Below are 8,797 nucleotides of genomic sequence, written 5' to 3'. Positions count from 1 at the left end.
CGCCGGCCGGTTCGCGGTGCTCACGTTATCGGGCGGTGACCCTGCCCGGTTCAGGCGCCGAGGTATACCGGCAGTGAGCCGTGGCCGTTGGAGATGAACGAACTGATCGTGCCGAGGTCAGCCGGGTCCTTGGCCAGGCGCATCTGCGGGAACCGCGCGAACAGCGCCGACAACGCGATCTCGGCCTCCATCCGAGCCAGCGGCGCTCCCAGGCACAGGTGTACCCCATATCCGAAGGCCAAGTGCGCCTTGACCTCTCGGGTGACGTCGAATTCCGCTGCGGTGTCGCCGTGCACCTTGGGGTCGCGGCCCGCGGCGGCGTACGAGGCAAGGATAGGTTCGCCCTTGGCGATGCGCACCTGCCCGTCCTCGGTGTCGATCTCGAGATCCTCGACAGCGTATCGCAGCGGCAGGTGCGCGACCGGTGCCTCCAGCCGCAGCGATTCCTCCACCACCTCAGCCCACGACGCGGCCCCGACCTCGACTTTCTCGAGCTGGCCGGTGTGGGTGAGCAGCAGGAATATGGCTTGGTCGAGCAGGTTGACGGTGGTCTCGTGGCCGGCGCTGATGACCAGTAGCAGTGTATCGACGAGCTCCTGCTCGGTCAGCGTCGAACCGTCGTCCTCGTCGCGGTGCGCGATGAGCACACTGGTCATATCCTCGCCCGGGTTGTCTCTGCGATAGTCCACGAGTTCACGCAGGATCCGCTGCATCTCGAGGAAATTGGCTCGAGCCTGCTCAGGAGTCAGTGAGGTATCGAAGATTCCGTCGACGCAGGTCCGTAGACCCGCGTGCAGGAAGTCAGGTACCCCCATCAGTTCGCTGATGACCGCGATCGGCAGTGGGTAGCAGTAGTTTTCGCGCAGATCGACCGGTTGACCGGGCGGTGTCTGTGCGAGCCGGTCGAGTAGATCGGCGGTGAGGGCCTCCACACGCGGTCGCAGCGCCTGCGTGCGGCGCGAGGTGAACGCGGGCCGCACCAGCTTGCGTAGCCGGGTGTGGTCGCTGCCGTACGCGGTGAACATGTTGTTGACCGCTACCCAGGTGTAGAGGGGCCAATCCTGGCCCACCTCACCTGAAATGAAGGCGGGCCAGTGCTGTCGGGCATCCTTGGACACGCGCGGATCACGCAGTAGGTTGTGCAGGATCTCCTGGTCGCTGACCGCCCAAGCGCGGATTCCGCCGGGCAGCTCGACCAGGGTGACCGGGCCGCGGGCGCGGATCCGCGCCGACTCACCCTGGATATCTGTGCCGGTCGGGTCCAAGACCAGCGGGGTGGTGGTGTGTTCCATCGGTTTTCCTCACTCGGTGAGCAGCGGCAGTTGCGGAGATTGGGGGAACACGGTGGGCAGCGATTCCAGGGCGCGGTGGAACGGTCCCGGCCGCCACACCAACTCGTCGATGGCCACGGCCAGCCGGAGCTCCGGGAGAGCATCGAGCAGATAATCGATCGCGTCCATGGCGATCTGATAGCCCAGTTGCCGGGCCGGGCATTGGTGTGGTCCCAGACTCCATGCCAGATGCGCGCGATTGCCGGATCGGGCGAGACGGTCGGATTGGATGGTGGGGTCGGCATTGCACCCGGCCATGCTGATCACCACCGGCTGATGCGCGGGCAGCCACACACCCTCGACCAGGATCGGTTGCGGCGGATAGGTGATGCAGTAGTTGGCCAGCGGCGGATTGGTGAACAGCACCTCGTCGAGCGCGTCCCGGGTGGACAGGCTCCCGTCGATCAGGTCGCCGGCGAACCGCTCGTCGGTCATCATCAGCAGTAGCGCGTTGGAAATCAGGTGCACCTGAGGCTCACTACCGGCCCCTTGCAGGGTCACCAGCTGATGGATGAGCTCCTCGGTGCTCAAGTCGCCGGAAGCGATCAGGTGGGAAGTGACATCGCCGCCAGGGCGCGCACGCTTGCGCCTGATGTGCTCATCCAGCGCCGCGACCAGCATCGCGCTACCGGCCTCGGCCTCACCAGCGGCATCGAACATCATCGCCATACCGGTGCCGACCTGCTCGTTGGTGTCGTCATCGAAACCCAGAACGAAGGCCAGCACCCGATAGACCAGCGGATAGATGTACTGTCCGAGCAGATCCGCAGAGGCCATCGAGCGGTGCATGTCACCGCTGTTGCCGGTTCCGCTGCAGAAGTCGTTGATCAGTGGCACCGCGATCTGCTCGACGACCGCGCGCATGCCGTACAGATCGACGGTATCGAGCGCGGACACGTTGGCCATCCGATAGCGTCTGTGCTCGTATCCGGTGCTGCGCAAGGCGTTCGGCCGCCATTCCATCATCGGCAGGACCGGGCATCCGGCGTGCACAGATCGCTGCCAGATCCGCGGGTCGGCGGGAAAGTGCTCCGGGTCGTTCAGGATCCGCACTGCGGTCGTGTAGCCCAGGACCAGAGTGGCAGGCACCCCCGGGGCGAGCTCGACCGGCACCAGCGGCCCGTACGAACTGCGCCACCGCTCATACGCCGCGTGCGGGTGCTGGGCGAACTCGAGGGTGTACATCGGTTCGAGGGGTTCGTCACCGCCGAACCCGGGGCCGACCGCATACGGCTGCGCCGACGCGTGTTGTGCGGTTCCAGGCGGGTGCGATGCGGTCACGCTGATCCCCCAAACGTCTGTGTCGATAGGTGATGACAGGTCATACGAGATCGGGCGACGGGTTCGACCGGGTCGGACGCATGGAGATCGCTTCGGCCGCAGGACAATCCGGCTCCCGCACGCGACCTCCTGACCACTTGTAAAGCGATTGCGCTCGACGCCCCAACTTCATACACGTTGCCCCAGAGCAGTTTTCAAAATATGAACCAATACCGTACCCACTCAGAGCATTGCGCCGCAGCCCTATCCAAGAGACACCAGCTGTCGCTCAGCATCCATCGGATGCCTTGACTCTCCCATGAGGGCGTAGTAGGGGATGTTTTCGCTGCCTGCCATGGGTTTTCGCTCCCTTCGATCGGCTAGGCAAGGATGGTGGCGGTGAGGGTGCCGTGGGAGGTGTACCGCAGCACCAGCAACAGATTCACGGCATCGAGTACCCCGCCGGTATAGGTCGTGACCCTGATCGTCACGCGCCGGATTTCACACCGGGCCACGGGAACCATGGCGGCGGTGGCGGCGACCAGGACTGCGGGAAACAACTCACAGGGAATAGCGTTCTCGATCCATGCCTTTCCGACTGCGAGACGGTGACACTCGGCCTGGCCGCTGATGTCAACGAGCGCGAATTTGCATGGCGGTGCTGGACCCCTTCAGAACCGTTCGTCGAGGATTTTGTAGTCCCACCTCCATTCGCGACGGCGCGCCAGCTCGTCGCGGCAGTCCGAGAGATGCTCGTCCAGGGCTCTTTCTGCAGCATCGAGTTCAGAGCGGGTAGGCATCGCATCGTCCTGGTAGACCTGGGGATTGTTGGCGAGTGCGTAGAGATCGGTGATTCGTTGGCGCAGTAGTAGCGCCTCCTGATGCGCGTCGATTGCCCCTCCCATCCTTCGCAGGACTTCCTCCCGGGGGCCGATCCAATTCGTAGGCGGTAAGCCTCCTCGGTGAGAGGTTAAGTGCGCGTGGTGGATCGGATCGACCGGATTTGCGACAACACCTATCCAGAATTGCGACACCGCAGATGGACGCTCCTCGACTCCGCAAATGCAGTACTCGCACTGAATTCACATACGCTGCTCTTGCTTGTTATCAGGCAGCGGCCTCCCAGATCGCGTCCCGGCGCAGGGTTCGGCTGAGGAGCGGCGCGGGCGAATGTGCGGTGCGGTGGATCCGGTTCCTCGAACTCGGATTCCGAGACCTGCGAACCGGGCCACCCTCATAGCAGACAGATCACGACCTGCGTGAGCGGCGACCTCGGCGACCTTGTCGGTGGCAGCCTTCTTCCGCATGCGGGGTCGAGTCGGAGATCTCGGCACAGGGGTTCCCCGGCGGTGATTGCCTTGCCACTGCGGAACATCTGCAGTTGCTGGTCAGGGCCGACAAGGTCAGTTAGGCGGTGGCCAACAGGCGACGGCCCAGCCCTCGGCCGCGGTGCTGCTCGTCGACGTAGATCAGGCGCTCAGTGAGGTCAATGAGCCAGCAGCTGACTCTGTTGATGGGGCCGACTTCTTCGACTAGGTATCGCGTATCGAAGTGTCGCGAGTTCCTGAACGTCAGCATCATGGCCGGCTCGGACAACACGGGATACGGCACATCAGTTGCGTTTCGAGGTGGTGTCGACAACCCATCACGGTGGGGGAGGGGGCGACGGGGCGGAACTGCTGGTCGACTGCCTGTGCTTCACCGCCGAGCACGCCCGACAGCTGCTGCCCTTCGCCCGAGAGGCGGCGTCTACGGTAGTGATCTCCAGCAAGGCCGTCTACGTCGACGACACCGGCCGTCACGTCAATTCCACTGCCGCACCCAATTTTTCGGACCCGATCCGGGAAACCGCCCCGACACTGCCTCCCGGCAACGGCAACCACACCACCCGGGAGGGATACGGCGCGAACAAGGTCGCCGCGGAACAAGTATTGCTCGACAGCGGTACGCCGGTGACGGTGCTGCGCGCATCGAAGGTCCAAGGGGTCGGCGCCCGGCGCCCCCGCGAGTGGCACTTTGTGAAGCGTGTGCTCGACCGTCGACCGGCGGTGCTGCTGGCGGGACACGGTGCCGGGATCGACCATCCCACCGCCGCGGTCAATCTCGCCGCGCTCGTGGAAACAGTTGCGGCGCAGCCCGGTTGCCGAGTGCTCAACAGTGCGGATCCGGACGCGCCGACCGGCAGGCAGATCGCCGCAACCATCGCCGGGCAACTCGGACACACCTGGGCCGAAATTCTGCTCGACGATCAGACCGACCCCGCGCTGGGCCGACACCTCTGGGATGCGCGACCGCCGATCGTGCTCGACACCACCGCCGCCACGAACCTCGGGTATCGACAGGTCGGCGACTACGCCAGCACCGTCGCCCGACAGATCGACTGGCTTGCCGCTACAGCAGTCGCAGACCAGGACGGCACCTGGCGTCTTCCTGGCGTCGACCAGGACTTCTTCGCCGATTACTTCGACTATCCCACCGAAGACCACCACATCGCGACCCGACTCTGATCCGCACACGCGTCGCTCCTCAAATGCCATCACCGCATCACATAATCGGTGCGGGTTCAGGCGGTCTGTGGAACCTCAGGCAATGAGAACTACAGCGCGGATAGCGGATTGGACAGCGGTTCGCGCTCTGCGATTCATCTATCAGTTCTCTCAGACTCGGTCCGCGATCGATGCGCGGCGCCTGCGTAGTGGTGTGGTGCGCCGTCGCTGCCAGACCGCAGCGTGGATACTGCCCGAACACCGCTTGGACACGTGCATACGCGCCGTCAGAACGGCACGGAAAGTCACGCAGTGGTGCTTTAGCAGGAACTACGACGCCCCCACCGATGCAGATCGGTTGGGGGCGTTGTCTTCGTTCACAGGCTATTCGGTAGCGGTTACGACGCTGCCATCGAGACGCCTGGCCTGGTTCGACGGGGTCCGGTAGCCGTCACTGGCCATCACAGTCTCGATCTGTTCAGCGATGGCATCCGGGTTCAGTCCCATCGTCGCGATCTCCCTGGTCGGGATGGCGGCCGGATCGCGCAGCATTGCGAGAGCGACGTGCTCGGCGCCGGTGTAAGTGTGGCCGGCGGCGGTGGCGATCTCGTCCGCAGCCTCGAGCAGAGCTTTGAGCCGCGGTGTGTAGCGCGCTTCAGCATTCGTCATCGTGCCGGTGTCCGTCCTCATGAGTGCAGCACCTCGTTCCATTCCCAGTAATCATCACCCAGAAGGTTCCTGGTGTGTTTGCAGATGAAGAACCGCTGGCCGCCGCGGGAATCAACCGTCGATACGTTCTTGCCGTCGATCGACGGCCCGCACTTCTCGATCGGAACTCCGTTCTCGTCTGCATCGACCTCTGGGTATCCGCCGCCGAGTCTGCATGCGCTGTTGTTGTCGGCTGGGTTGACGTGGCCCAGCAGGCACGGACCCTCGGTGTGAATAGGTTCTGAGATCGTGGTGGCGGCCGCCGGACTGGCCGAGAGGGTGTCGGCGGCGAGCAGGGCGGCGGCGAAGGTGACACAACGTGCGGTGATCGTTCGCATGACGTTTCCTGTTGGTTAAGTTGTGGCAGTGCATGTTTCGGGAATGGGAGCGCCCCCGGGGCGAACCCGAGGGCGCTCAGACCTGGTACTGCATGGCGATCCACTATCTACCGCCGGTTGATACGCGCGTCGTCCTGACCGTCGTCATCGGCATTCACCGGGACGTTCCACAGATCGCCAGAATTTCCATTCGGGCCTGGGCTCCACAGCTCCATCACTTCACCCCTTCCTGGCATCGGCGCCACTGTGAGAGTCACCCTCGACGGGCCACGGCGGCAGCAACCAGCGTGCATAGGTTTCTTCTGGATCGACGGTGATCACATCGACCACCTTGACCAGCGGCACCGGGATCTCCGCACCATCGAAATGTGCTGCGCTCGGCACGATTACAGCGTCGACATCGGCATCGCGGACGGCGTCGATCAATCGCTGCATCCGCGCGTCGGTGCCGGGACCGAAAACAATGATCTTCGCCAGGTCGTATCCCAGACGTTTTGCGCGGCTACGGATCTTGGTCTCGTCCCAGTCCTGCCGGATACCGGACACGTCACGGCGCAGGTACCCGACCGCAGTCGGGGTGGCCCTCATCGCGGGCACCTCTGCGTCGACGGCGCGACGTAGTCCCGGTATCCGGGCAGGTTGACAGCCAACCGGCCACGATGGGTCGGGCGCCAGTTCGCCGGGCTCTGATGTGTACTCAGGGCGAGACCTGTGCGTGAGAGCCGGCGCAGCGCCCGTCTGGTCGGCCCGTCCGCGAGTCCGGTCGTGCGGCACAGTTGGCGGACAGTGAGTGCTTGCGTGGGCTGCAAGATAAACAGTGCGCCAAGCACTTTCGCTTCTGGTTCGGTCAAGGCCATCGTCGTCACCCCTCGTCGTCTCGTCGCCTACGTCGTCGTGAGTGGCAACTCGGGGCCAGGACGACGATCACAGGCCCCGAGCGCCTACATGGACGGTACGAATCCGCGAGCGGCAAGCGCCATATTCTTGCGCAGAATTGCGGAAACCATTGATGTTTATGCTGGTTTGGGGCGACGATAGAAGCATCCAACGCAAGTTCGCACGCAAGGATGGCACCTATGCGACTGCAACATCTCGGCACTGATACCAAACAGGGTGGATCGCCGGCCCTGTATCTGTCCGATCGCGGCACCTACGTCATACAGGGATGGCGGACCGACCAGTCCGAACGAATCGAAATTCCCCACGCACTACTCGGATACCTTCGCGAGGACACGTGCCTCGGTGCATTACTGCACGACACCGGGCACGGCACGTTCCTACTGATGGGCGCTCCCCTGACCGATCAAGAAGCGCTGAACCAACTCGAGATCCCCGGCCACGAGACGGCCGTCGAGGTACCCGTCGGAGAGGAGCAGCGGCCAGATGCTCTACCTGCACGGCGATAGCTTCAACCAGATGTTCCGAGATGCCCGTACACGGGCATTCCACCTCGAAACGCAAGATGCGTACACCACACCGGAGGAGGCTGAGCCGCTACGCCGATGGCTGGCCGCTGAACCCGACCCAGATCCGGAGTGGTACTCGGAATGGGACGAGCTGATGAGGGCCACTACCGACCGTGGCGTCGCTATACAGCGCATGCGGATCGTCACGATCCCGAACAGCGCCTACACCCGCTGGCTTTGTGCCGTATCGGATTCCAACATCGACTCGGGGGAGGACGTTCGCTGGCTGCCGAGACACCTTGTCGCGGCATACGAGTACACAGTCGATGACTGGTGGCTGTGGGATGACAACCTGCTCGGTTTCACCATCTTCGAGCCGGGCGGCAAGTTCGCGGGCACCGCAGTCACCGAGGATCCATACCTCGTTGACCGGTGTCGCACCGTCCGCGATCGGCTGTGGCCGAAGGCCATCCCGCACGCCGAGTACATACAGAGTGAGTACGCTTCCCGGCGGTGACTGGTGTCGAGGAAGCCAAGCGTGACCTCGGGGCACGTTTGCGAGAGCTCCGGCGAGCTGCACGCCTCAACGGGCAGCAGCTCGCCAGCCTCGCGGGATGGCATCCCGCGAAGGTGTCCCGCATCGAGCGTGGACATCAAATTCCCGCCGAGGACGACATTCGATCCTGGTGTGAACTGACCGGTGCGTTGCTGCAAGCTCCCGATCTGATCGCCAGCGCCCGCAACGTCCGTGCCGCCTATCTGGAATGGCAACGACTCTGCGCAACCGGTCTCACTCGCCGGCAACAGCAATCCATCGAGATCGAGGCATCCACCCGACTCGTGCGCGGCTGGGAGAACGAACTTGTTCCCGGGATGCTGCAGACAGAGCCGTACGCCCGCGCGGTCCTAGCAGTGTGCATCGACTTCAGTGAAATACCAGACGATTTGGACAGTGCCGTTGCCGCGCGAGTGGACCGGCAAGCTCGACTCACTCGGGCCGAGGGCACACATCGGTTCAGTTTCCTGCTGAGCGAGCAGTGCCTGTACCGGACTGTCGGCGATGCCGCAGTCATGCTCGGTCAGCTACAACACCTTCTCGACCTCATGGACAACCGGCGACTCTCGATGGGTATCGTCCCATTGGCTGCCGACTTTCGAAGCCCGACAACCAGTTTCCTGATGTACGACCGACGCATGGTGCAGGTGGAAACCGCCACCGCCGAGTTGACCGTCACCCAGCCGCGGGAACTCCACTTCTACGAGAAAGC

The 8,797-nt window shown here is 63.7% G+C and carries 10 protein-coding genes; 4 read left to right on the top strand and 6 right to left on the bottom strand.

All coding sequences use genetic code 11. From position 1 onward, the window contains the following. Window positions 1-50: 50 nt before the first annotated feature. The 3 genes from JWN03_RS09460 to JWN03_RS09450 all read right to left on the bottom strand — a co-directional run bounded on the left by JWN03_RS09460 (window position 51) and on the right by JWN03_RS09450 (window position 3,496). Window positions 51-1,292 carry a cytochrome P450 family protein gene (locus JWN03_RS09460; RefSeq protein WP_297612748.1) on the bottom strand — a complete coding sequence of 414 codons (1,242 nt, stop codon included), beginning with the start codon at window positions 1,290-1,292 and terminating at the stop codon, window positions 51-53. A 9-nt stretch (window positions 1,293-1,301) separates the two neighbouring features. Next, a complete protein-coding gene (locus JWN03_RS09455) occupies window positions 1,302-2,612 on the bottom strand; it encodes a cytochrome P450 (RefSeq protein WP_297612746.1) in 1,311 nt (436 codons plus the stop codon). Window positions 2,613-3,262: 650 nt separating this feature from the next. After that, a complete protein-coding gene (locus JWN03_RS09450) occupies window positions 3,263-3,496 on the bottom strand; it encodes a hypothetical protein (RefSeq protein WP_297612743.1) in 234 nt (77 codons plus the stop codon). 726 nt (window positions 3,497-4,222) lie between these two features. On the opposite strand from JWN03_RS09450, the gene JWN03_RS09445 reads away from it, so the two are divergent. Then, the gene (locus JWN03_RS09445) at window positions 4,223-5,098 is read left to right on the top strand and encodes a hypothetical protein (protein WP_297612741.1); all 876 of its coding nucleotides are present in this window, start codon (window positions 4,223-4,225) and stop codon (window positions 5,096-5,098) included. A 363-nt stretch (window positions 5,099-5,461) separates the two neighbouring features. Here the strand turns inward: JWN03_RS09445 and JWN03_RS09440 are convergent, their stop codons facing one another. The 3 genes from JWN03_RS09440 to JWN03_RS09430 form a co-directional block, all read right to left on the bottom strand. Continuing rightward, window positions 5,462-5,767, bottom strand: coding sequence for a Clp protease N-terminal domain-containing protein (locus JWN03_RS09440; RefSeq protein ID WP_297612738.1), 306 nt, complete (start codon window positions 5,765-5,767; stop codon window positions 5,462-5,464). Then, window positions 5,764-6,123, bottom strand: a complete 360-nt coding sequence (locus tag JWN03_RS09435) for a hypothetical protein (protein WP_297612735.1) — start codon at window positions 6,121-6,123, stop codon at window positions 5,764-5,766. The genes JWN03_RS09440 and JWN03_RS09435 overlap by 4 nt, the downstream gene beginning before the upstream one ends. 219 nt (window positions 6,124-6,342) lie before the next feature. Further along, window positions 6,343-6,711: a recombinase family protein gene (locus JWN03_RS09430; protein WP_297612732.1), complete on the bottom strand. Its 369-nt coding sequence runs from the start codon at window positions 6,709-6,711 to the stop codon at window positions 6,343-6,345. Window positions 6,712-7,199: 488 nt separating this feature from the next. On the opposite strand from JWN03_RS09430, the gene JWN03_RS09425 reads away from it, so the two are divergent. From JWN03_RS09425 to JWN03_RS09415, 3 genes are all read left to right on the top strand, one after another. Beyond that, the gene (locus JWN03_RS09425) at window positions 7,200-7,529 is read left to right on the top strand and encodes a hypothetical protein (protein WP_297612729.1); all 330 of its coding nucleotides are present in this window, start codon (window positions 7,200-7,202) and stop codon (window positions 7,527-7,529) included. After that, window positions 7,507-8,046, top strand: a complete 540-nt coding sequence (locus tag JWN03_RS09420) for a DUF6879 family protein (RefSeq protein ID WP_297612726.1) — start codon at window positions 7,507-7,509, stop codon at window positions 8,044-8,046. The genes JWN03_RS09425 and JWN03_RS09420 overlap by 23 nt, the downstream gene beginning before the upstream one ends. Further along, the coding region (locus tag JWN03_RS09415; RefSeq protein WP_297612724.1) for a DUF5753 domain-containing protein at window positions 8,043-8,797 on the top strand (755 nt) is incomplete at its 3' end. The genes JWN03_RS09420 and JWN03_RS09415, both read left to right, overlap by 4 nt.

The organism is Nocardia sp. (genome assembly GCF_025465275.1).
In the GTDB taxonomy this organism is placed as follows: domain Bacteria; phylum Actinomycetota; class Actinomycetes; order Mycobacteriales; family Mycobacteriaceae; genus Nocardia.
The sequence above is the reverse complement of the archived record's forward strand: the minus strand, read 5'-3'. Positions and strand labels throughout refer to the sequence as shown.